Genomic DNA, 23,870 nt, shown 5'->3' with positions numbered 1-23,870 from the left:
TTAGTGACCTTTAAGATCTATGTTACCATTTTTTGTAGCCAATTTTACTACATATTCTGGGTCCTTTGTCCCACCAATTTTTTCTTGTTGATTTCCTTTCAAATTAAATTCTGAATCACTCTCAATTGTTCCATTTTTTGTATTGATCTTAATCTGATAATTGGTTTTTGTTGGTAAATCTAAAGTAACTTGACCGTTTTTAGCATCCATAGAAATATCTTGTTCTACTTTTTTATACACTAACTGGATATCTCCACCACCTGTTGCTTCAAATTTGCCGCCACCGACTAAGTCTGAACTATTTAACTTTCCACTAGTGGTTGTGTAATGCACATTACCCGTTACATTTTCTAAACTTGTTTCTCCACTTGTCGTTTTTATCTGATAGTTTTCAGCAGCGATATCTTTAAATTCGACCGACCCGCTTGTGCTTTCAACAATCATTTCATCTGTTGCAGCCAGTTTTTCTGCCATTAGTTTCCCACTAGTCGTCGTTAGCTTGATTGATTTAGCCTGGCTATTTCTCAGTTGAATCTCGCCACTAGTTGTATCTAAAGAAATGCTATCAAATTCTTTTTTAGTTTCTAGCAGATCAATATCTCCGCTAGTAGTGTGCAACGTCAGGTCTTGATCAAATTCCTCAGGTAAGATTAGTTCGATAAAAGCTTTAAAGCTTGTCCGTTTCGGTCGTTTACCTTCAGTAATCTTCACGCTTTTTTGACTCGAATCAATTTCTGCATAATACTTTTGATTATCTTCATTCATATATTCTTTTAGAATAATCGAAGGTTGATTATGATATTTTACCTTCAAATCATCTGCGTCATAATCCACTTTGATCTGATTGACAACTTGCTTGATCTCAACAGTATTCACTAATTCTGGTTCAGCCTTTTTTCCACAACTGGTTAAAATAAACAACATGAAACCCGTCAGATACAGTACAAAAAATTTTTTCATTCAGATCAACTCTTTTCTTAAATTAATTGAACCATTCATTCAATTATATTATAAAAGTATTATTTCCACTTGTCAATTTGATCCGCAAAAAAACCGAAGCGGTTTTCACTTCGGTAAATGTGCGACTAATTTCTTTTCACGATACGATAATAAACTTTTGATGTCTGCCAATAAAAGAATAGATAACATAGTGTAAATATTGCCACCACAATCACCGTTACAATCGTAATCAATTGATTATTGGTTAAACCAAAGAGAATTAATAATTTCCGAATGATCGGCAAGGCGATAGTTAAATGAATGACGGCTAATAGAATTGGCAAAATAAAGACCATTAAAATTTGGCTTTTAATCGTCTGTTTGACTTCTCGGTGACTCAAACCAACTTTTTGCATAATTTCAAAACGGTTGGCATCACTATAACCTTCAGATACCTGCTTATAATAGATGATTAAGGCAGCGGCGACAGTAAAACTAATCCCGAAAACAACGCCAATAAATAAAAATCCGCCCGTAAATTGATTAGCTTCTTGTCGGTCTCTTTCTATCTCGGAGGCTCTAGCATATGGCATAGAAGGACTTGGTAATTCTTGTTGTGAGAGTTCTTGATTTAACTGTTCTTGATAACTAAATACTCCGTCAGTGAATTCCTTTTGATTTTTTTGGCTACCAGACACGTTCATCATCACCTCGGTTGAATAGGCTAATGGTTCCTGTGCTCCTATTGTTTCCAAAGCCGAGTATATCTTTTCGACAGATTCAGCATTTTTTACAAACAAAATATAGGAATTGTAAATATCATTTATTTTAGGTTGTAGCTTTAAAATTTCAATTTGTTTTTTTATCGAATAGGTTTCATCGCCAAAGCTGATTGTTTTTCCTGAATATTCTCCCGTAACTGGATAAAACAATATCTGATTCTCTGTTAAATTTGCTTTTTTTCCAGTCATCTGATAATAATCATCTTCAGTCCAGATCTTCAAAGCCACCAACCCATTTTGCGTTTGATCGTTACCATTAAAAACTTGAAATCGGGTTCCCTTTTGTTGGACTAAGTTAATATTAGGCGTATCCACTTTCAAACTATCATCAACCTTCAGCTGATGTTCTTTAGCAAGTTGATTTAATTGCGATTGGACCTGATCATTGACCAATTGGGTAGTAAAACTCACATCGCTAGGATTACGCTGTTTGACGATATCTTCTTTACCATAATATAAGCCAGCTGTGGAAGCTACGGTCACCAATACCATAGTTGATAATATACAAATACTTGCCAAGCCAGCGCCATTTTGTTTCATTCGATAAATCATTCCAGAAATATTGATAAATGGTTTGGGACGATAATATAGCGTTTCCTTATTTCTTAAAAATTTCAAGATTGTCACACTAGCTGTAATCATTAATAAATATGTTCCAATGATTACCAAAATGATTGCTACAAAAAAGACGCTAAGTGCTGCAATGGGTGATTCTAATGTTAAAGAAATATAATAACCACTGCCTAAAGAAATTAAGCCGATTAAAGTGAGGAACCAATGACTTTTCGGCTCTTTTTCACCTGCTTCTCCCTTTTTCATTAATTCAATAGGGTTTGTTTTCATCAATTGAAGAATATTTGTTACCAGCAATAATAAAAATAAAACCACAAAAAATACCGTCACTACTACAAACATTGATAGCGAAAGATGAAAAACGAAATCTTCACCAAAGCCAGTCATTTTCTTCAATACTAAAAATAAAAATTTTGCAATAATACTTCCTGAAATCAATCCAACAAGCAGAACAGCTATCAAGCTCAACAAGCTCTCAATCGCTAGCATGAAGCTTAACGATTTTTTGTCCATCCCTAAAATGTTATATAATCCTAGCTCTTTTTGGCGCCGTTTTATCAGAAAACTATTGGTATAAAAGGAGAAGATAATTGAAAAAATAATAATCACAACATTACCAAAACTAAACATCGAATGAACTGTCATAGCACTTGGCATCGAGCGCATTCCAGGATTATTCACCATCACTTGCATCAATAAATTCATAATTACTAAATAAGTCATTGAAGCTAAAAATGGCAAGTAGACTGTATTGTTTTTTCGTAAGTTTCCCCAAGCTAATTTAAAATAAAACATCGCTAGACCTCCTTTGTTAACAGGACGGTCGTCGTTTCAGTAATTCGAGTGACAAATTCCTCTTGACTATTATCACCGCGATAAAGCTGATGAAAAATTTGGCCATCTTTAATAAATAAGACACGTTGTGCATGGCTTGCTGCAATGGCACTATGAGTCACCATCAAAATTGTCTGACCTTGACGGTTGATTTGATCAAATAATTGCAGTAAAGCATCTGCCGAGCGGGAATCTAGAGCACCTGTTGGTTCATCAGCCAACACTAAGTCTGGCTTTGTAATTAAAGCTCTTGCCACCGCTACACGTTGTTTTTGTCCACCAGAGATTTCATAAGGAAATTTATTTAATAGTTCTTCAATTTGTAAGGCTTTCACTAATGGTTCAATCCGCTTTTTCATTTCTTTGACGGCTACTCGCGATAACACTAAGGGGAGAAAAATATTATCTTTCACATTAAAGGTATCGAGTAAATTAAAATCTTGAAAAACAAAACCTAAATGTTCTCGTCTAAACTTTGCTAGCTCTCCTTCTGGAATCCGACTTAGATCTTTTTTTTGCAGTAGTACGCGACCACTAGAAGCTTGGTCCAAAGTCGCCAAAATATTTAACAAGGTACTTTTTCCTGAGCCTGATTCTCCCATGATGGCGATGTATTCTCCATTGTCGACCGTAAATGTAATATCTTTCAAGGCTGCTACTTGTAAATTACTAAGTCTAGGTTGGTAAACTTTTTTTAAATGTTCTACTTCTAATAATGTCATTTGTTTGCCCCTTCTCTTTTTCTTGATACTTTTAGTTTAAGGGCGATCAAAGGTAAAAAACAGTGACAATCAATTGCTCCAATCCTACATTTTTGTAAGCTTACTCTAAAGAAAAGGTCTGCAGCTTCGAACTGTCAATAGTTACTTCTGTACCAACACCGACTTTTGAGGTTAAACGCAGGTTTAATCCCAGTTCTTGGGCAATCTCTTGACTCATAAATAAACCAAGTCCACTAGCTTTTTGATTCTGTCGACCGGTATATCCGGTAAAACCTCTTTGAAATACACGGGGAATATCTTCCGCTAAAATCCCTTGTCCGGTATCTTTAATGACGATTTCTTGAAGACGATCAACCGGTGTATAAATCGTGATTTTTCCAATTTGAGTATACTTAATCGCATTAAAAATGATTTGCTCCAAGATAAAACTAAACCATTTTTCATCAGTAATAATTTCACCAGTCAACTGGGTCAGATCTACTTCTAAATCTTTATGAATGAAAAAGCGAGCATATTTTTTCACGACATTTTTAACTACTTTTTCAATCGAGATAACTTCGAAACGAAAATCTTGTTGAATCGACTGCATTCTCAAATACTGTAGCATCATCTCTAAATATTGCTGAATTTTGAATGTTTCTTCTTGCATAGCGTTTTTTTGCGGCTGATCAAAGGTTTGAATCATTAGATCCAAGGCTGCCAGTGGTGTTTTTATTTGATGGGTCCAAAGACTGTAATAATCCATCAACTCTTTTTCTTGTTTTTCTTGTTGCTCCTGCATGTCTCGGGTTTGCCGGGTCACTTTTGTAATAATTTCTTGATAGTCACTTTCAAGAATAGTTAAAAATTCTTCCTCTTGTTTGTGCCAATCATTTAAAATCGGTTCTTGCAACAAATGCTGCAATTTTTGATGTTTCCTAGTTAATTTGATTCCTCGAATTATCAGAAATATGATTAGCAATGGAAAAGTAAAAATTATGGCATCTTGATAAACATTTGTCGGAATGTCATAAAGAAAAAAAGTGCTCGCAAATAAAACAACCACTAAAATATAGAGCCAAATAACACCAGCATTTTCTTTCAGAAGCTGCTTCATAAAATACATATTTTTTCTAATCATCAGACATCATTAGCATATAACCGACCCCTTTTATCGTATGAATCAATACCGGTAATCCACTGGCGCTTAATTTCTTTCTTAAGCGGGTCAGATTGACAGTCAACGTATTCTTACTGATAAATTCTTCACTTTCCCATAGTTTCTCCATGATGGTTTCTTTTGAAACGGCTTGTTCAGGATGCTGAAACAAGATAGCCACGATTTTTGTTTCATTCGGCGTTAAACGAACCATTTGCTCCTTGTAAAAAAGTTCACCTGTTAGTACATTCAGTTTTACTGCTTTATAAACCATTTCTTGTGGTGTTTCGTTAAACTGATAAGCCCGTCGAAAAGTTGCTTGAATTTTTGCTGTCAATAATTCTAAATCAACTGGTTTTCCGATAAAATCATCGCCGCCCATATTCATCGCCATCAGCATATTCATTTTATCATTTGCTGAAGACAGGAAGATAACTGGTACTGTAGATGTTTTACGGATTTCCTGACACCAGTGATAGCCATTGAAATACGGTAACGAGATATCTAATAACACCAGATCAGGTTGGAAAGCTGCAAATTCTTGTAAAACATTTTGGAAATCAGTAATTCCTTGCACTTGATAATTCCACTTTTTCAACTCTGATTGAATAATTTGGCTGATTTTTTGATCATCTTCTACAATCAAAATCTTATTGTGTACCATATATTCTCCTTACTTATAAAAAATTAATAGGGCAAAAATAATCAACAGATGATTTATTTTTGCCCTACAGTTTTACGATAAATTAGATGTTTACGAGTTTCCGCTTGATCTGTCCGATCATAGCTTCGCCAAAAATGCATTCCTAACTTTTCAGCGATTCTTTTTGAAGAAATATTTTCTGCCACAAACTGTGCAATATATTCCTCAGCCTGCAGTTTTTGAAAAATAAATGATTCCGCCGCTTGAGCTGCTTCAAATGCATAACCTCGACCTTGAAATTCCGGCTTAATGAGATACGCCATTTCGATTTGCTGCTGTTCGAATAAATCTATTGGTAGCACACCAATCATTCCTACAAACTCTCCAGATTCTTTTTCCTCAATTAAAAAATAGCTGGAACCAAAATCTCGATATTGCGCTTGAATCTTTTTTAACCAGATGATAACGCCCGCATCATCAAAAGTTTTTTGCCAACCTAGTAGCATTAACACTGGATTTTGCAAAATTTCTTTTAGCTTATCGAAATCATTATCAGTAAATTCGCGATAACTTAATCTTGGACTACTTAACATTTGATATAGTGGGCACCTTCAGCCTGCAAACGAACCAAATCAGTAATGCCAGCTGGTACAACTTTAATTTTTTCAGATAATTGTTTGGTTCGAACTTGGAAACCGCGCATTGATTTGTGACATGCATGAAATTCTACATTCGGATACTCTTTAATAAATTTTGTCATTTTTGGCAACAAATAGCCTTGAATAGCTTCTCCATTAATCACTAAAATAACTTGGCATTTTGGTTCATCTAATAGTAAACTTTCGATACTGTGGCGGGCCTGTCTCAATTTCTCTAACTCATCAACATGAAAAACGACTTTCATTAAAATCTCCTCCGATCAATTTACGTTATCTCATTTCTTACTTTAATGATATAAGAAAACCAGCAAGATTTCAAAACATTCTTTAATAAATAATTCTCAAGTCAAAACAACAAAAAATTCACAAAATTATTTTTAATAAAAGGCTTTCATTTTGCTCCGATTTTTATTATTTTATAGATAGAACGTTTTTAAATGGAGGTAATCATGTCATATCAAGAGATGTTTTTTACTTTTCTCGGGGGATTAGGAATTTTCTTATTCGGGATTAAATATTTAGGGGATGGTTTACAAAAAGCTGCTGGTAATCGTCTGAGAGAAATTTTGAACCGCTTTACTTCTACTCCACTACGAGCTGTGTTAGCAGGAATCATCGTAACCGGGTTAATTCAAAGTAGTTCTGGTACAACCGTTTTAGCAGTTGGATTAGTCAGCGCCGGCTTTATGAGCTTAAAACAAGCGATTGGCGTCATTATGGGCGCCAATGTCGGTACAACCGTCACCGCCTTTATTATTGGTTTTGATTTAGGTGCCTATTCTTTACCAATTATCGGTGTTGGAGCCTTACTTTTATTTTTTACTCGAGGGAAAAATTTTCAAAATATTGGTCAAGTATTATTTGGCTTTGGGGCATTATTTTTCGGTTTAGAATTAATGGGAAATAGTATGGCTCCTTTAAAAGACTTACCACAATTCCATCAATTAATGCTAAATGTCGCTGACTATCCTGTTTTAGGTGTCTTAATTGGAACCCTTTTAACCATGGTTTTGCAAAGTTCCAGTGCTACCATCGGGATCTTGCAGCAGCTTTATATGCAAGGTAGTTTAAATTTAGCTGCCGCTTTACCGATTTTATTTGGTGATAATATTGGAACAACGATTACCGCAGTAATTGCTGCGTTAGGTGCTAGTGTCGCTGCTAAGCGTACAGCTGCCTCACATGTCTTTTTTAATTTAGTTGGCGCCATTATATTCACCTTATTATTGGCACCTTTTACTCAAGTGGTGATGGCGATAACCAGTCAATTAAATCTAAACCCAGCGATGCAAATTGCCTTTGCTCACGGTTTATTTAATATCTCCAACTTATTACTACAGTTTAAATTTATTCCACAGATTGAAAAATTAGTGAAAAAAATAGTCCCAGGTACCGAGAAAAATTTAAATATTCGAACAGTTACTTTAAACGAGCAACTGATTCAAACTGCTCCAGCTATGGCGATTGAACAAGCTACCGCAGAAATTTTACAAATGGGCAGCTATGTCCTCCAAGCTTTGGAAGGCGCTCACAAATACTATCGTTTAAATAAAGATGAATACTACGAAGACGTGATGCAGTACGAGGATGCCATTAACCATTACGATGTCGCCTTAACCGATTATTTAGCCAAAATTTCAACGGCTTCCCTTTCTCCACTAGAAAGTCAAAAACAAGCGATGCTACTAGAATTTTCCAAAGATTTTGAGCGAATGGGCGATCACTGTAAAAATATTATTCAAGACTTAGCTGAATCGATCGAATTAGAAACTCAACAGCGGCAAAAAGAAAAACGTGCGAAAAAAACTAGCAACAATAATCGTGAAACCTATCTTTTATTAGATGAAGATTTGACTCAATTATTTGAAAAAGTAGCGAAAAATATTCGCGATGCTTTAGCTGTTTTACGAAATGATGACACTGAATTGGCACAAAAAATGTTACAACGAGAGCAAGAAATTAATCAGATTGTTGACTTATTACGCGAAAAATATGTCAAGCTAATGAATACCGGCCAAGGTCGTGCAGCCGATGGGGTATTATTGATTGATATCAGCTCCAACTTAGAAAGATCCAGTGATCGTAGCCTGCATGTTGCAAAATATATTTTAGGCAATAAATATAACTTCAAATATGATACTACCAATTTTAATTATCAAAACGATTCTATATAATAACGAGTGTAATTCAAATAAAAATGTAGTTGAATTATTTTTATAAATTAATAATATCATCGACAAATTCTTTTATTGATATAATAATAATCAAAAAACTTAAGATATGACATGTTATATAACTTTTATTTTCCAGTATGAAAATGTATAATAAAAGTTAGAAAAAATGTCAAAGGGGTTATTATTAATGAAATTATTTATAAACAATAACAGCAGCAAAATCATTTCCGAAAAAGAATTACACAATAAGTTAAAAACGGATGCCTTAAAAATGTGGCGTGACCAGCGTAATCAATATCCTACTTCTTTCAAATCATTTGACGAGTTCCATAATGATTTCTTTGGAAGAACTATTAAATACTATCGTCAATTACACTCTTCAGCAAATCAATCACTTAACTAAAAAAGATCGTTCACAAAATTTTGTGAACGATCTTTTTCAATCTTTCAGCAAATTGGTTTCTGCTGAATTTTTTTAAGTTTTCCTAGCACAATCGCTATCAAACACAAAATTACGCCTAAAAACAATAAACTGCTTTCTGGTAATTGATTGGTTTTTGGTAGCGAACCTTGATAAACTTTTACCTCTTGGAATGTACGCGTTGGTTTACTCACATTCGTCACAGGTAACTTTTCTTCAGTTGGTGCAACGCCCAATGTGCCATGAACTTCAATTTGGCTATCCATCTTGTTGCCCCCTCTTAAAAAATGCTAATTACCATGCAGTTGGTGCAAATTTCAATCCAAGATCGTAAGTTTCAGTAATTGTACTTGTTACGTCACCTGCAGTAAAACTACCTGAATATCCAAAAGTTAATTCTTGTGATTCCGAATCTTCAGCATCAGCTTCATTTAATTTGCCTTCGCTATTTGCTAATTCACCTAGATCAGTCGGTGTTACAATACTAGCTCCACCATCAGTGATAACGTTCACTGTCGGACCATTTGTTACATTTAGAGCAACATCTAGACTTGTTACAGCAGTAATATCTCCTGATGATTGTGTTGCGAAACTATTTACTGTAACTGTTACAGGTCGACCAGAATTATTTTTAATTGTATAAGTTGGAGATGAGACACTAGTTGAACTACCCACACTGTAGAAAATTGTTTTCATTGGAACAGTCACATTCACCCATTTTATATCATCTTCTGGGATTGGAGCTGTAGGATCAGTATTATCCATTCCTAAAGTTCCTTCAACTTCAACCGTTGTATCTGATTGGTCAATTACGGTTTTTGAACCCGCGCTTGGATTATCAGGAGTTTCGACCGCTGAGGCACCTGCTGCAAATCCTAAAACTCCTGAAAATAAAATAGTAATTACTTTATCTCAATTATCTTCCTTAAAAGACACTCTAGTGAATAGAGTTATCCACATTTTAAATAAGAACTCTTTTAGTACATAAAGAGATGGATATCCGAAAATACCATGAATATTTAGTTTTAAGACTTTTTGTTTCTCACATATGAAACATTACGAAATATTTTTTAAATAGTTATAAATAATAGGATTTTATTAGCTAGCTAAATATACTTTTTCTCCTTAATAATTATTCATTTATCAGTAATTTTTTTAGATTTATTAAATCTTGTTTAGACACTGTTTTTTTAGTTTATCTCTCATTTAATTTTCATTTCAATGGTTTATATTTTCCAGAATTCTTTTTTAGGGCTACACTTATTTTATGGAAATGGAAAGGAATGATTTATTATGGTAGCAAATCAACGCAAATTTAATTGGGGAGAGTTTCTGTTAGGAATTTTGTTTATTTTGACTTCATTAATGGTTTTTAAAAACCCTTTGAGTAGTCTTTTAGCAATTGTTTTCTTATTCGCTATTTCAGCCATTTTAGAAGGGATTTTTCAAATTGGCTTACGTCGTCGTTTGGCAAGATTTACTGGTCAAAAAGCGACTTGGTTATTAGTTTTAGGTATTATTGATGTCATTTTGGGCATTTTCCTACTGTTTAACACAACTGCTGGAATTATTGCTTTACCTTATGTCTTTGCTGCATGGTTCATTATTGATTCTCTTGGAGAATTATTGATGGCTGGGGCGGTTAAGGAAATGAGTACTGGTTATTATTGGTTTAAAATAATTATCAATATTTTAGGGGTTGTCTTAGGCTTCATGCTATTATTCAATGCCGCTGCTTCAGCACTTACGATTTCATTTTTAGTTGGTTTTTATTTTATGATTTCAGGAATCGACTTTTTAATTGCAGCATTCTAACTGAACCGCAAAAAGGCCGTTCTAGCTTTGGCTAGAACGGCCTTTTTTTCTTATTTCTTTACCAATTCAATATATTTCTCATTTTTCTCTAAATGATGCATATAAATGATCAGACGATCATACAATTGGTTATTTGCTTCTTCGATTGCATCCCCTAGCAATTCAGCAATTTCACCAACTGTTCTAACGCCATCAATTTGTTGAAAAATGAAACTACCATATTCATCCAATTCCATCTCAGATGTTTTTGGAATCTTATAGCGAATTTTCCGTAAGACTTTTTGGATTTTGGCATTATTTTCTTTAATGATAAAAACCACGCCATCCCGAACTTCATAATGAATTGGATCTTTGATACGATAAACTCTTTGCAGCAAACGAGCTGTTTCTTCATTCACAGCAGGTTGCTGATTAGTCATTACTTTTCACTTTCTTTACGCTTAATAATGGAACGATAATCGCAATTACTAAGACGATCAAGATAAGGACACCTGCACCATTACCACCTAAGAAACCAGTTGGTGTTCCTGGAGTAACAATACCAGTTACTTGTAAGATAATTCCGATTAAACCGATGATTGAACCACCAGCGATTAAACCAGATGATAAGCTGACACCCAAAGTAATTCTTTCTTCGCCGACTTCGACAGCTTCTTTTTTGTTTAATCGTTCGATTAATACACGGATTAATGCCCCAACTAAAATGATTGAAGTCGTAGAAATTGGTAAGTAAAAACCAATCGCAAATGTCATTACTGGAACTTTCATCAATGTTAATACGATACCCATTGCGATACCAGCGATAACCATGTGCCATGGTAAGCTACCTGAAATAATACCTGAAGTTAATGTTGCCATTAAGTTCGCTTGTGGCAAACCAAATGGTGGGTTCGCACCTGTAATAGCTAATTGAGGTGTTAAGATTACCATCATACCAGTAACGATAACAACACCCACGATACCAGCGATCATGAAGTAGCGACGACCTTCATTTAAGTTACCACCCATAACGAAAGTAACTTTTTGTGATTGTGAGTAACCACCACCAACAGAGATTGCCAACACGATAAAGGTACCAAATAATAGTAATTGTTGCGTATTTTCAGCTGAAGTCCAGCCCATTACTACGAATACTAAAGTTAAGATAACCATTGACGCGATTGTCATACCTGATACCGGTAAGTTAGATGTACCGATTGTACCAGTTAAACGTCCGGCTACGATAACGAATAGTAAACTTAAGATAATTGATAAAATACCACCAATAAGTGCCATTGAAATGCTTCCAGTAATAACGAAGCCCATTACGATTGCAACAACTGCACCAATTAATAATGGTAAGATTCCGCCGCCGCCTTCATTTGCTTCAGCACCTTCAGATTTGCGACCTTTTAAAGTTGCAGAAATTGAAGTTACAATAGTCGGAATTAATTTAATTGCACCAATTAAACCACCAGAAATCATCATACCAGCTCCGATGTAACGTACATAAGAACCAGAGATTACTGAAAAGTCAGCTGCACTTAATAATTGACTTGCGTTGTCCCAAGTAAATGCACCAGGACCAGCCATACCCATGAAATAACCTAATAATGGCGCAATTGCAAAGTTAGCTAAGATTGAACCAGCAAACATTAGTAAAGATACGTCCATCCCTACGATGAAACCAATACCAGCTAACAGTGGATTAACTTCCATTTGGAAATTCCATTTGTAGAATTGTTCATTTGTATAACCAATAACGTTATTCATAATACCAAATACAGAACCAGTTAAAGCAGTAATTACCCCACCGATACCAAAACCTATTCCCATATATTTAAGAGAATCGCCACCAGTATCTGAGGCAACTAACGTTTCAGAAATCGCCATTGCTTCTGGATAGACCAATTTACCATGTTCTTCAACTAACATGTATTCTTGAACTAATGAGAACACACCAACACCAAGTAATACTGCGCCGACACCTAAACCGACACCTTGGATAAAGTTGATTTTACCACCGACTAAAACTACGGCAGGTAATACGAAGATCATACCAGAGGCTACAGATTCACCACCACTTGACATTAATTGTAATAAGTTCTTTCCTAGGATTGTTCTAGGTTTTACTAATACGGCCACTAGACCTGAACCAATAATTGCACCTGGAATCCCTGCTGCTACTGTTAAACCGGCTTTCATCCCTGAGTAAGCAGTTGAAGCGGCAAATAAAGCAGCTAATAAAATCCCTAAAATTAAGATGATGGTAGAACCAGCCTTTTTAGGCTTTTCTTCTACGTATGGTACATAATCCTTACCAGCGACACCGCCATATGCACCTTTTGACAATTTTTTCATTTTACCTATCCCTTCTTTCATACCCTACCTTTTTTCATTTAAAAAGTGAGGAGCCCTGAAAAAAGGACTCCACACAGAACTCCCTTTTTATTTAGCTAAACGATAAATAGCATCCGCATAGATCGCTGTCGCTTTTAATAAACTATCAATCGGCATATATTCATTTGGTTGGTGCATTACGTTTTCTTCACCAGGGAACATTGCGCCATAAGCAACACCACGTTCTAGGATTCGGCCGTAAGTACCGCCACCAATTGTCATTTCATGTCCTTTTTCACCAGTGTGATCTTCGTAAACAGCTAATAGTGTTTGAACTAATGGATCGTCACCTGGTACATAATGAGGTGTTTTAATATCGCCAACGATTTCAATTGATACATCAGCATCTTTTAAGATTCCTACCATGTTGTCCATGATTTCATCTTTAGTGATACCTTCTGGATGGCGGACATTAATAGTAATGTTTTTCACACCGTCGTTTGTGTAATCAAATAAGTTCGCTGATGCAGTAGATTCACCCATTACATCATGTTTGTGATAAGCACCTAATTTTTTACCTGTGTAATCTAAGTGCATGTAATTTGCGATTGTGTTGATGTAGTTTTGACCATTTGAATCTAATTTGTAGCCTTTTAAGAAGTCTGCTAAGAAAGTAGCTGAGTTCACACCGAATTTAGGTTCTTGTGCGTGTGCACCTTTACCAATTACAGTGATTGTTACATTTCCGCCTTCTTCTTTAAATTCACCTTTTAGACTGTTGTCAGCAATGAATTTTTCAAAAGCTGCTTTCATGTCAGCAACGTTACCTTCGTTCACTTTAAGAACAGCAGTAGCATCCCCTGGTACCATGTTTGTACGTAAGCCAGATTTCATGCTTACTAAATCAAAGTCACCGTGGTCAGCTGCTTTGTCAGCAAATGTTACGACATAAGATAAAATTCCTTTTTCACCATTGATAATTGGGAAGTTAGCGTCTGGTGAGAATCCAAATTTAGGCATTTCTTCAGTTTCCATATAACGATGGATACCATACCATTCACTTTCTTCATCTGTACCGATGATGATGCGGATTTTTTTAGAGATTGGTAATTTTAAGTCTCTAATAATTTTCATAGCATAATAAGAAGCCATTAATGGACCTTTATCATCGCTAGAACCACGAGCGTATAATTTACCATCTTTGATTACTGGTTCGAAAGGATCTGTATCCCAATTGTCGTCAACTGGTACTACGTCCACGTGACCTAATAAACCTACCATGTCATCGCCTTCACCGTAATCAATGTGTCCTGCTACATTGGCAACATTTTTCGTTTCAAAACCATCACGTTTAGCGATATCCAACATTTCATATAACGCTTTAGATGGTCCAGGTCCTAAAGGTTCTTCTTTAGTTCCATGTTCCACGTCTCGCACACTATTAATTCTGATTAAGTCGCCTAAATCACGAAGTAAATCATCTTTGCGTGCTTCTACTTCTTTTTGCCAATCGATTGTCATTGTCTATCCCTGCTTCCATATTTATTTAACAAGTTAAGCTACTTGTTAGATCATAAGAAAAAAACTTGGGTCAAACCGCTAGTCTGACTGAATAAAGATTAATTTTGTTTAGTCACCTCAGTCATGAAAAAATCATGAGCAACTGACTATAATACAACAAACGTTGTTATTTCTCCTAACCAAAGTCGCAGAAAAGTTCACCTCCTCCGCAAAACATTATACGCTAAATCGTTTTCTGTGTCATTCTGAAAATAACAAATTTCTCATAAAAAAATTTTAATTTCCCATTTTTATGATAATTAAACCTATTCAGTTACCAAAGCTAGCATACTAAAGAGCTATTTTTGCTCATTAGCATCGTTATCGCCCTAACTATAATTATATCGGATATTGGCACCGTTTACAAATTACTTTTTACTGGATTTGGTGAGAAAAAATCTAATTTTTTCATTTAAAAAGTGAAATTCTTCTAATAATTAAATAATCGTAAGAAGACGAAGAAAAAGAGATGAAAATTTCTTCCATCTCTTTTTGAATAACTTTTCAATTTTTATACAAGCTATTTGAATTGTCTGACAATTGTTATTTGATAGTTTCTTCTACGCGAACTTGAGCCAATTTCATTTTTGCTTGCGGAATTCTAAATGGCGAGCAAGAAATATAATCAATTGGTAGCGTACTTAAAAATTCGATTGACTTCGGATGTGCAGCTGCTTCACCACATATACCAATTTTTAAATTAGGATTGGTTTTACGACCATTTTCAATCGCAATCTTAATCATCGCACCCACACCTGCTTCGTCGATAACTTGGAAAGGATCATCTTGGAAGATGCCAGCATCTAGGTACTGCGTTACAATTCTTGGTGAATCATCACGGGACAAACCTAGAACCATTTGAGTTAAGTCATTGGTACCAAAGCTGAAGAAATCAGCATGTTTAGCAATTTCATCAGCCACAAAGCAAGCCCGCGGGATTTCAATCATCGTACCGATTTGATAATCTAACGGCAATTGTTTTTCTGCCATGACTTTTTGTACTGCTTCTTCAATTGAATGACGGACAGTCGCAAATTCTGTCGCATCAATTGTAAATGGAATCATGATTTCTGGTTTTATTTCAAATCCTTGCTCTGCCATGACTTCATAAGCAGCTTCGATAATTGCTTCTCCTTGCATTTGATAAATTTCTGGGTAAGCCACTCCAAGACGTAATCCACGGAAACCTAACATTGGATTTGTTTCAGATAAGTTATCCGATTTACGTTTCACTTCATTTAAAGTTTTACCTAAAGCTTTGGCCACTTCACGACATTCTTCAGTTGTTTTCGGTAAAAATTCATGCAATGGTGGATCCAGTAAACGAACATTTTCTGATTTACCAGCTCCCGCTTGATACATAAATTTGAAATCTTGTTTTTGGACTTCTTTTAATTCTTTTAAAACTTCTTGGCGTTCTTGCAAAGTATCCGCTAAAATCAAGCGACGGAACTGCAATAAACGAGTTTTCTCAAAGAACATGTGCTCCGTTCTAGCTAAGCCAATGCCCACCGCGCCTAAGGCCATGGCTGTTTCAATATCATTTGGTGTTTCTGCATTGGCACGAACTTTAATGGTTGCATGACGATCCCAAATTTCATGTAAATCATCTAAAGCAACCGTATTTGCTACTTCTTCCATCGGAATTTCACCGAAATAAATTTTTCCAGCTGTCCCATCCACGGATAGAATGGTCCCTTCTTCAATCGTTTCTTCACCAACAGTTCCGCGATTTTCACCATCAACAACTGTTAATGCTTCACAACCAACTACTGAGCAAATCCCCATACCACGAGCAACAACTGCGGCGTGAGAAGTCATTCCACCACGACTAGTAACAACCGCTTCAGCGACTGCAATTCCTTCAATGTCTTCTGGTGAAGTTTCTTCTCGCACCAAAATAACTCTTTCACCGCGGTCCTTAGCTTCAGTAGCTGCTTCAGCTGTAAAGTAAGCCGCGCCGACTGCTGCACCAGGACTTGCTGCCAAACCAGATAAGAAATGAACCCGATTTTTTAATGCTTTTACATCAAAGCTAGGATGCAAAGCTGCTTCTAGATCTTTAGCTTCAATTCGTTGTACCAAGGTTTCTTCATCGATTATTCCTTCATTAAATAAGTCTAGAATAATCGTCAATTGTGCTTTAGAAGTTCGCTTTCCACTGCGGGTTTGTAAAATAAATAATTTACCCCGCTCAATCGTAAACTCGACATCCTGCATATCTTTATAATGTTTTTCGAGATTTTTACAAATTGTATCTAGTTGTTCAAATTGTTCTGGCATATCTTCAGCTAAAACTTGGATTGGTTTTGGCGTGCGCACACCTGCCACCACATCTTCGCCTTGGGCATTGATTAAATACTCCCCGAATAATCCCGGCTCACCATTTGATGGATTGCGAGAAAATACTACACCAGTGCCGGAAGTTTCACCAAAGTTACCAAAGACCATTTCTTGAATATTTACTGCCGTACCTAAATCATCTGAAATGTCATGCAAGCGGCGATATGTTTTTGCCCGATTATTATTCCAACTGCCGAAGACAGCTTCAATAGCTAAATAAAGTTGTTCAACAGGATCTTGCGGGAAATCACGATCTAAATTTTCCCGATACAGTTGTTTGTACTCGCTTACAATTCGTTTCCAATGATTAGCAGTTAATTCATTATCAAAATTCAAACCTTCTGATTGTTTCAACTGAGTAATCCGTGATTCAAATTTACTATTATCGATGCCCATTACCACATCACCAAACATTTGTAATAAGCGGCGGTAACAATCATAAGCAAAACGTTCATTTTCGGAATTACGAGCCAAACTTTCAACTGTTTCGTCATTCAAACCAAGATTTAAAACGGTGTCCATCATCCCAGGCATAGAGAATTTTGAGCCGCTACGTACTGAAACCAATAATGGATTCTTGAAATCGCCAAAAGATTTTCCTGTTTTTTCTTCTAGCTGCATCACTGATGCCATTACTTGATCTTTCATATCATCCGTTAACACGTTACCATTGTTTAAATAATGTAAGCATGCTTCCGTTGTTACGGTAAAGCCAGTCGGTACCGGCAAGCCTAATTTAGTCATTTCAGCTAGATTGGCGCCTTTGCCTCCTAGTAAATCTCTTTGTTCCTTTGATCCTTCTGAAAATAAATAAACCCAGCGTTTCATAAAATTCTCCTTTATTTGTTTATTTGATCTGACATCAGTTTAATACGATGATTATATAAAGTCAATAAGATGTTTAATAATTTTATTACGTCACATATATATCTCTTTTATCCCTTGGAAAATCGATTAATTCAATATTCATAAAAGTTTATAGATAACTTTTGTTCTTTAATTTTTCAATACTTATAAAAGATTTATGACTTATTCAAAAAAAATGATATTTTTTTCTCATTTAGGAAGCTTTAAAACCTCTTTTTTCCTTGAAATATGCTACTATAATAAGTGAAGAAGAATTTTTCTTCACCTCGTTTATCGGGGGTCACTCCAGGGCGTAGTTTGTTTGGGGAAGCGGCTACGTCCATCTTTTTTTTGACAATCCTTCCCAAATTTGTTTAAATAGTGATGAAATTAAAAGAAACGAGGGATCTGCCGTTGAAAATCTAAGTGAATGTTGAAAGCTGTCAGTAATATAAATTTTTGGTTAATACCAAGGGATTTATCGGCAGATTTTCAGGATTGGCTTAGGGATTTAACGACAGGTCTATTTTTGTGTACTCGCCTGCTTAAGCCCAAATTCTGAAAATAGTTTTTGGGCTTTTTATAATGGGGTGAATAGATGAGTACAATTGAATTAAAACACTTAACTTTTGGCTATGACGGTCAAGGGGATTTATTATTTGATGATGTCAACTTAGTGATGGACTCTAGTTGGAAACTAGGTTTAGTCGGACGAAACGGTCGAGGAAAAACAACTTTACTGAGTTTACTGCAGGGACACTTAACTTATCAAGGAGATATCGTTATCCCCTTATCGACGGTTTATTTTCCGTTGAACATTCAAAATGAAAATTTACTAACTTATGATGCGTTAATTGAAGTCAGTTCTTTTGAACTATGGCAGTTAGAGCGAGAGATGAATCATTTAAACTTATCGCCAGATTTATTATGGCAACCTTACAGTACATTATCTGGTGGCGAACAGACAAAAGTATTGCTGGCTTGTTTATTTACTGAAGAAAATTTCTTTCCATTAATTGACGAACCCACCAATCATCTAGATGCAGCAGGCCGCCAACAAGTCGCGAAATACCTGCAACAAAAAGCTGGTTATATCGTTATTAGTCATGACCGCAACTTTTTAGATGAGGTAAGCAACCACACCTTAGCTATCGAAAAAAATCAAATCGTTCTTTATCAAGGGAATTTTTCGACGTACGAAACACAAAAAGAAACACAAGATTCCTACGAACAAGCTGAAAATAGTAAACTAAAAAAAGAAATTGGTCGCCTTAAACAAACCGCTGCTGAAAAAGCAGCTTGGTCACAGTCTCGAGAAAAGGATAAATATGGTAAGCCTTCTGAAAAAGGTAGTGGTGCGATTGGTGATACTGGTTTTATTGGTGCTCGTGCCGCCCGTGTGATGAAGCGTTCGAAGCAAATGGAAGGTCGCATGCAGAGTCAGATTGAATTTAAAGAAGGATTATTAAAAAATATTGAGACCGTCGATCAGCTAAGTCTGAATTATCAGCCAACATATCACAAACAATTAATAAAAGTTGAAAATTTGCGTTTATCTTACGGGATGGAATCCCTCTTTTCTTCCCTCTCCTTTGAAATAAATCAAGGCGAAATTGTCGCATTAACCGGCGCTAATGGTTCGGGAAAATCCAGTGTGATTCAATATTTGCTGGAGAATTTTACTGGCATTTCAGATGGTGAAGTTTTACGTCCACAAAAACTAGCAATTAGTTATGTTCGGCAAAATTATGAAGATAACCAAGGTACCTTAAAAGCTTTTGCTGAAAAAGAAAGATTAGATTATTCTTCCTTTCTAAATAATTTACGGAAACTAGGAATGGAACGAAATGTCTTCCATAATAAAATCGAACAAATGAGCATGGGACAACGAAAAAAAGTCGAGCTAGCAAAATCACTAGCTCAACCTGCAGAGTTATATATTTGGGATGAACCACTAAATTATTTGGACGTCTTTAACCAGAAACAGTTAGAAGAATTGTTGGTACGGATCAATCCGACTATGCTGATTGTAGAACATGATGAACGGTTTTTAAAAAATGTCAGCGCAGGTATCGTTAAGTTAGGATAAACCTAGAAATATCAGTAATATCCTCTAGCAGATTCTTTTTATAGTCTAAACTGTAAAGCTGGCTAACTAAAAAATCGCGATTCAGACGCTAGTTATCCAATTAAATAATAATTTACTAAAAAAAGCACGGTTCCGGCAATCAAGTCGGAATCGTGCTTTAATTATTATACTTTCTTTATTACAGCTTCAATCCCACTCCATAAAATCCCACCAGCCACTAAAAGGACCCAGCTAATATGCCAAGCATCAAAAACAAATGACCAAATAAAATAAGTCACAACAATAACTGGCCAATACATTTTTTCAATTACGTACTTTTTTTCAGCATTGTTTCCATATTTTTCTTTTCTAGCATTGGGACCTAACTTGTCTTCATCACCTACGAAAAAACGACTTTCAACAAACTTATCGAAACCAGTATAATATATGCTGCTATAACAAATTAAAAAGACACCGATAGAAATCATTGCCATTAATAATGCGGCACCAAAATTTTCAGCATAGCTAAAAACAAATATTGGGACAACTGATAAAATACAGCTGCAAATTCCTAAAATTAAGCCAATAGTAAAGCTTTTGGTGTACTCACCTTTGAGGGCTTGTGCTTTTTTTACAAGGTTTCGTGAAATCATTCGGTCATGTAAAGGACCATCAATCTTTTGAAACTGCATACCATAATAAATAATTAATCCGACACCAATACTCACAAAAATGAAGAATATCGACATTCCTAAAGCTTCCCCTACTTCGGAAAATAGAATCATGGCAGCTACAGCTAAGATGGTAAACATAATACCTAAACTTAGGCCTAATGCAATCTGTTTTCGTCCAGCTAAAAAGGTCAGCATCTCTTCTTCATCGATTGGCAAGGTTAATTCATCTTCATCCTCGAAAAAATCAGCTTCAGGTTCCTCTTCAATTTCTAAAGTCTGGCGTAATTCATCCACTGAACCAAATTCACTAATTACTGCGCCAATTGCTTCGTGTTCGCTTTTCCCCTCATCGATTAGACTAAAATAATGATCTTCCATATTTGCCAACAAGTCAGCTTTAGCTTTTTCGACGGCTTCTGTTTTCGGCAATTCTAAAAATAATGTCTCTAAATAATTTTTTATCGTATCCATAGCACCCTCACTCTTTCATAAAACGATTCACAACTTTTTTTGTTTGCTGCCATTCGCGTTTTTTTTCTTCCAAAAAATTTTGTCCAGCTGCGGTAATTTGATAATACGTACGCTTCTTCCCGTGGGTAACTTCGCCAGGATAAGATTCAATCAATCCATTTTTCTCTAATCGATTAAAGGCTGAATACAAGGTGGTCTCTTTAATTGCATAAAGCTCTTCGGTTATCTCTCGAATTTTTTTTGAAACGGCGTAGCCATAAGAATCCCCTTCGTTTAGAATGGACAAAATGATTACGTCATTATAGCCGCGAATCCCGTCGCTAGAGATCATTTTGTTCCCTCCTAAAATTACTTCATCTGTCGTTGTAATTAGTATAGCTTAATTACTACGACAGGTAAAGTAAAATTCAAGATGTTTTGAAAAAATTTTTTTCTGTGGGAAAATGAATAGAGAAAGTAGGATGACGATGGAAAAAATAGCAATTGTCGGCGGTGGAATCATCGGATTAACTTTAGCCAATATCCTGCCGTCTGAAAAATTTGAGATTACTTTATTTGATGAGCCCACTGGTCAAGCAACCAAAGCCAGTGCCGGTATCATCTCCCCTTGGCTTTCCAAAAGGCGGAATAAACAATGGTATCAATTAGCAAAAGCAGGCGCTGCTTTATTACCTAAATTAGCGCAAGATTTCCAATTAGATGAAGCTATCTATCGACAAGTAGGTAGCTTAATTTTACAACCTGAGGAAAATTTAGCAGCTTTAACAGAATTAGCTGAGACCCGAAAAATTGATGCGCCAGAAATTGGTGAAATTCATCTTTTGTCTAACCAAGAAACAGCTGAAATGCTCCCTTTATTAAAACCGCAAAAAAGTTTATTTATTACCGGAGGCGCACGATTAGATGGTTTAGGTTATTTGAATCATTTAAAAAAAATTGCCACCAATATTCAATTTCGCAATGAAAAGATACAGATAAAAAATCCTGAAACTTTGCTGACGAATCACGGCCCGGAACAATACGATCGAATTGTTTTAGCAGTGGGGCCTCATTTAAAAGAATTATTAGCTCCACTAAATTATCAGGTGGATATTCGTCCGCAAAAGGGTCAATTAATTGTTTTTGAAACAAATTTTACTAGTGACGATTGGCCAGTAGCAATGTTAGCAGGAGAAAGTGATTTGATTCCTTTTAATAATGGAAAAATTTTATTAGGCGCCACCCACGAGAATGATGCTAATTGGGATTTGGAACCAACGAATGCCGCCTTTCATCAATTAACTGAAGGTGCAGCTAGCTTTTTAATCCAACCAGAAAAATTATTTCAATTTCCTCATAGCCAACGAGTTGGTACACGGGCATACACCAGTGACTTTGCGCCTTTTTTTGGTGAACTTCCAGATGGCATAATTGTCGCCAGTGGTTTAGGCTCTTCTGGTTTAACTACTGGACCAATGATTGCAAATTTATTAGCAAATTTTTTAAATAATCACGAGAAAAAATGGGATAGTTATCAAAAACCTCTTATTAATTATCTAAAATAATAGAATTATTACATCCTTTTGATTTGCTTTTGAACTATTGGAAAAATCAGTTATAATAAAATTAGGAAATGAAAATGATTCTAATTAAGGGGGAGAAAATAATGAAAAAGTCGGGGAAATTTCGTTATGGCAGTCTACTTTTGTTATCTACAATAACTATTTTGGGTATTAGTTTAGCATCTGTGAATGAAGCTTCTGCCGAAGATATTCAATCAGAAGAAACACAAATCATTGAAAATTCTAGCGAGGAATATCCAATTACCAGTAACGTTCCAGAAGTTTATCTAGACCGTCAAGGAAAAGCTGAAGAAATGGCACCGGAAACATTTGCTGAAAATCCGGGATCAAATACAGCTGTTGCTGATCCACAAGTTAGAAGTGCGATGGCAGCAAATGAAGCCTTAATCGTAATTCATCGGATCTATAACCCTAATAATGGCGAGCATCTGCATACACAAAGTGCCAGTGAAAAAGATTATTTAGTCAGCATCGGCTGGTATTATGAAGGCACTAGTATGAAAGTTAACATGACCGGCAATGCTTTATTTAGGGTCTATAATCCTAACTCTGGTGAACACTTTTGGACTGCTAATCAAGGTGAAATTGATTCTTTAAGAAGAAATGGTTGGGTATATGAAGGTAATGCTTGGAGTACACCAGATACAGGGATCCCCATGTATCGGCTCTTCAATCAAAATGCTAGAAATGCTGGCAGTCATCATTACACCACGGATGCTGGTGAACGAGATGGATTAGTTAAAGCTGGCTGGAAAAATGAAGGCATTGCTTATTATGTGGTCGCTAAAGGTGATCCGATTAATAATCCCGCACCACAGAGAAACTTTTTCGGAATTACACGACAAGCAATTATTGATGAACTTAACGTTAATGGCGGTCGCTACCTAGGCACACCATTTAGAGGCGTTGCTTCTAATAATCCGGAGCTTTATATGCAACCAGGTTCTGGTATGAATTGTGCCGGTTTTGTCGCTGCAGCTATCAGAAATGCTGGTGGCGATTTAAACCGAATTTCTGCTATTTCAAACAACTGGGGTAGCTGGGCTAATGGTTATAACTGGCGTAATGCCTTGAATCAAGGAACCACGCGTCACGAATTTCCAAACGTTGCCGCCTTATTAAACAGTGGATTGGCTGAAAAAGGAGATATCTTCTATTTCGAACCTAACTTTGGTGAAGTCAACTTCGATTGTCACATCGGCTTTTTCTGGGGCAATACACCTCATGAAAATGTAGCTTTCCACCAAGTCTACCCTGTTAATCGGATTAGCAATATCTACTCAAACACTGGCTACTCAAAAGTGATTTTGTATAAAATGTAAGTGAC

21 protein-coding genes are annotated in these 23,870 nt (G+C 35.9%); 6 read left to right on the top strand and 15 right to left on the bottom strand.

Going from position 1 to position 23,870, the window contains the following annotated elements; genetic code table 11:
* From ACVWNY_RS16975 to ACVWNY_RS16945, 7 genes are all read right to left on the bottom strand, one after another.
* Entirely contained in the window at window positions 1-960 is a 960-nt protein-coding gene (locus ACVWNY_RS16975; protein ID WP_454072035.1) for a DUF4097 family beta strand repeat-containing protein, read from the bottom strand.
* A 125-nt stretch (window positions 961-1,085) separates the two neighbouring features.
* A complete protein-coding gene (locus tag ACVWNY_RS16970) occupies window positions 1,086-3,089 on the bottom strand; it encodes an FtsX-like permease family protein (RefSeq protein WP_454072034.1) in 2,004 nt (667 codons plus the stop codon).
* Between the two features lie 2 nt (window positions 3,090-3,091).
* Window positions 3,092-3,850 carry an ABC transporter ATP-binding protein gene (locus ACVWNY_RS16965; protein ID WP_454072033.1) on the bottom strand — a complete coding sequence of 253 codons (759 nt, stop codon included), beginning with the start codon at window positions 3,848-3,850 and terminating at the stop codon, window positions 3,092-3,094.
* 100 nt (window positions 3,851-3,950) lie between these two features.
* Window positions 3,951-4,970 carry a sensor histidine kinase gene (locus tag ACVWNY_RS16960; RefSeq protein WP_454072032.1) on the bottom strand — a complete coding sequence of 340 codons (1,020 nt, stop codon included), beginning with the start codon at window positions 4,968-4,970 and terminating at the stop codon, window positions 3,951-3,953.
* Window positions 4,963-5,652, bottom strand: coding sequence for a response regulator transcription factor (locus tag ACVWNY_RS16955; protein ID WP_218325769.1), 690 nt, complete (start codon window positions 5,650-5,652; stop codon window positions 4,963-4,965). Before ACVWNY_RS16955 ends, ACVWNY_RS16960 begins: the two co-directional genes overlap by 8 nt.
* Before the next feature lie 53 nt (window positions 5,653-5,705).
* On the bottom strand, window positions 5,706-6,224 hold the full coding sequence (locus ACVWNY_RS16950) for a GNAT family N-acetyltransferase (protein ID WP_454072031.1): 519 nt from the start codon (window positions 6,222-6,224) through the stop codon (window positions 5,706-5,708).
* Window positions 6,218-6,535, bottom strand: coding sequence for a DsrE family protein (locus ACVWNY_RS16945; RefSeq protein WP_218325767.1), 318 nt, complete (start codon window positions 6,533-6,535; stop codon window positions 6,218-6,220). Before ACVWNY_RS16945 ends, ACVWNY_RS16950 begins: the two co-directional genes overlap by 7 nt.
* Window positions 6,536-6,739: 204 nt before the next feature.
* Between ACVWNY_RS16945 and ACVWNY_RS16940 the strand changes: the two genes are divergently transcribed.
* Together ACVWNY_RS16940 and ACVWNY_RS16935 are read left to right on the top strand one after the other, a co-directional pair.
* A complete protein-coding gene (locus ACVWNY_RS16940; RefSeq protein WP_454072030.1) occupies window positions 6,740-8,464 on the top strand; it encodes a Na/Pi cotransporter family protein in 1,725 nt (574 codons plus the stop codon).
* 187 nt (window positions 8,465-8,651) lie between these two features.
* Window positions 8,652-8,867 (top strand): hypothetical protein, encoded by a 216-nt coding sequence (locus tag ACVWNY_RS16935; protein WP_218325765.1) that lies wholly within the window; start codon window positions 8,652-8,654, stop codon window positions 8,865-8,867.
* Between the two features lie 44 nt (window positions 8,868-8,911).
* Here the strand turns inward: ACVWNY_RS16935 and ACVWNY_RS16930 are convergent, their stop codons facing one another.
* Both ACVWNY_RS16930 and ACVWNY_RS16925 read right to left on the bottom strand, forming a co-directional pair.
* Window positions 8,912-9,151 (bottom strand): hypothetical protein, encoded by a 240-nt coding sequence (locus tag ACVWNY_RS16930; protein ID WP_218325764.1) that lies wholly within the window; start codon window positions 9,149-9,151, stop codon window positions 8,912-8,914.
* Between the two features lie 28 nt (window positions 9,152-9,179).
* Complete coding sequence (locus tag ACVWNY_RS16925; RefSeq protein ID WP_454072029.1) at window positions 9,180-9,650, bottom strand: hypothetical protein; 471 nt, start codon at window positions 9,648-9,650, stop codon at window positions 9,180-9,182.
* Window positions 9,651-10,178: 528 nt separating this feature from the next.
* Between ACVWNY_RS16925 and ACVWNY_RS16920 the strand changes: the two genes are divergently transcribed.
* On the top strand, window positions 10,179-10,700 hold the full coding sequence (locus ACVWNY_RS16920; RefSeq protein ID WP_218325762.1) for an HdeD family acid-resistance protein: 522 nt from the start codon (window positions 10,179-10,181) through the stop codon (window positions 10,698-10,700).
* Window positions 10,701-10,750: 50 nt separating this feature from the next.
* Here the strand turns inward: ACVWNY_RS16920 and ACVWNY_RS16915 are convergent, their stop codons facing one another.
* The 4 genes from ACVWNY_RS16915 to ppdK form a co-directional block, all read right to left on the bottom strand.
* Entirely contained in the window at window positions 10,751-11,119 is a 369-nt protein-coding gene (locus ACVWNY_RS16915) for a PqqD family protein (RefSeq protein ID WP_218325761.1), read from the bottom strand.
* Window positions 11,112-13,040 (bottom strand): OPT/YSL family transporter, encoded by a 1,929-nt coding sequence (locus tag ACVWNY_RS16910; protein WP_218325760.1) that lies wholly within the window; start codon window positions 13,038-13,040, stop codon window positions 11,112-11,114. Before ACVWNY_RS16910 ends, ACVWNY_RS16915 begins: the two co-directional genes overlap by 8 nt.
* A gap of 87 nt (window positions 13,041-13,127) precedes the next feature.
* Entirely contained in the window at window positions 13,128-14,540 is a 1,413-nt protein-coding gene (gene pepV, locus ACVWNY_RS16905) for a dipeptidase PepV (protein ID WP_438720683.1), read from the bottom strand.
* Between the two features lie 582 nt (window positions 14,541-15,122).
* Window positions 15,123-17,750 (bottom strand): pyruvate, phosphate dikinase, encoded by a 2,628-nt coding sequence (gene ppdK / locus ACVWNY_RS16900; RefSeq protein ID WP_454072028.1) that lies wholly within the window; start codon window positions 17,748-17,750, stop codon window positions 15,123-15,125.
* 616 nt (window positions 17,751-18,366) lie between these two features.
* Here ppdK and abc-f point away from each other — a divergent pair.
* Complete coding sequence (gene abc-f, locus ACVWNY_RS16895) at window positions 18,367-19,857, top strand: ribosomal protection-like ABC-F family protein (protein WP_454072027.1); 1,491 nt, start codon at window positions 18,367-18,369, stop codon at window positions 19,855-19,857.
* Window positions 19,858-20,021: 164 nt separating this feature from the next.
* Here abc-f and ACVWNY_RS16890 read toward each other — a convergent pair whose 3' ends face one another.
* Both ACVWNY_RS16890 and ACVWNY_RS16885 read right to left on the bottom strand, forming a co-directional pair.
* Complete coding sequence (locus ACVWNY_RS16890; RefSeq protein ID WP_454072026.1) at window positions 20,022-20,981, bottom strand: permease prefix domain 1-containing protein; 960 nt, start codon at window positions 20,979-20,981, stop codon at window positions 20,022-20,024.
* A 7-nt stretch (window positions 20,982-20,988) separates the two neighbouring features.
* Window positions 20,989-21,312 carry a PadR family transcriptional regulator gene (locus ACVWNY_RS16885; protein ID WP_218325755.1) on the bottom strand — a complete coding sequence of 108 codons (324 nt, stop codon included), beginning with the start codon at window positions 21,310-21,312 and terminating at the stop codon, window positions 20,989-20,991.
* A 136-nt stretch (window positions 21,313-21,448) separates the two neighbouring features.
* Here ACVWNY_RS16885 and ACVWNY_RS16880 point away from each other — a divergent pair, with 136 nt between their 5' ends.
* Both ACVWNY_RS16880 and ACVWNY_RS16875 read left to right on the top strand, forming a co-directional pair.
* Window positions 21,449-22,525, top strand: a complete 1,077-nt coding sequence (locus ACVWNY_RS16880) for an NAD(P)/FAD-dependent oxidoreductase (RefSeq protein WP_454072025.1) — start codon at window positions 21,449-21,451, stop codon at window positions 22,523-22,525.
* Window positions 22,526-22,626: 101 nt separating this feature from the next.
* Window positions 22,627-23,865: a hypothetical protein gene (locus ACVWNY_RS16875; RefSeq protein WP_438720689.1), complete on the top strand. Its 1,239-nt coding sequence runs from the start codon at window positions 22,627-22,629 to the stop codon at window positions 23,863-23,865.
* Window positions 23,866-23,870 lie beyond the last annotated feature (5 nt).

It is taken from the genome of Enterococcus sp. JNUCC 77 (assembly GCF_054819945.1).
The sequence above is the reverse complement of the archived record's forward strand: the minus strand, read 5'-3'. Positions and strand labels throughout refer to the sequence as shown.